The organism is Paenibacillus sp. CECT 9249, from assembly GCF_918697855.1.
GTDB lineage: Bacteria > Bacillota > Bacilli > Paenibacillales > Paenibacillaceae > MSJ-34.
Map to the genome: position 1 here is coordinate 1 of NZ_CAKKLI010000115.1, position 680 is coordinate 680.

A 680-nucleotide genomic window follows, 5' to 3' on the forward strand; every position below is an offset into this window, starting at 1 on the left:
CCGGTTCGGGGACAGTGTCAGGCGGGCAGTTTGACTGGGGCGGTCGCCTCCTAAAGAGTAACGGAGGCGCCCCAAGGTTCCCTCAGAATGGTTGGAAATCATTCGAAGAGTGCAAAGGCAGAAGGGAGCTTGACTGCGAGACCAACAAGTCGAGCAGGGACGAAAGTCGGGCTTAGTGATCCGGTGGTACCGCATGGAAGGGCCATCGCTCAACGGATAAAAGCTACCCTGGGGATAACAGGCTTATCTCCCCCAAGAGTCCACATCGACGGGGAGGTTTGGCACCTCGATGTCGGCTCATCGCATCCTGGGGCTGAAGTAGGTCCCAAGGGTTGGGCTGTTCGCCCATTAAAGCGGTACGCGAGCTGGGTTCAGAACGTCGTGAGACAGTTCGGTCCCTATCTGTCGTGGGCGTAGGAAATTTGAGAGGAGCTGTCCTTAGTACGAGAGGACCGGGATGGACGTACCGCTGGTGTACCAGTTGTTCCGCCAGGAGCACCGCTGGGTAGCCAAGTACGGACGGGATAAGCGCTGAAAGCATCTAAGCGTGAAGCCCCCCTCAAGATGAGATTTCCCAATTCGTAAGACCCCTTGTAGACGACGAGGTTGATAGGTTGGAGGTGGAAGCGCAGCAATGCGTGCAGCTGACCAATACTAATCGGTCGAGGGCTTATCCTAAA

The 680-nt window shown here is 56.3% G+C and carries 1 rRNA gene; it reads left to right on the top strand.

Annotated features, from left to right (window positions below):
• A 23S ribosomal RNA gene (locus LQ229_RS27005) occupies positions 1-678 on the top strand; the annotation flags it as partial.
• Positions 679-680 lie beyond the last annotated feature (2 nt).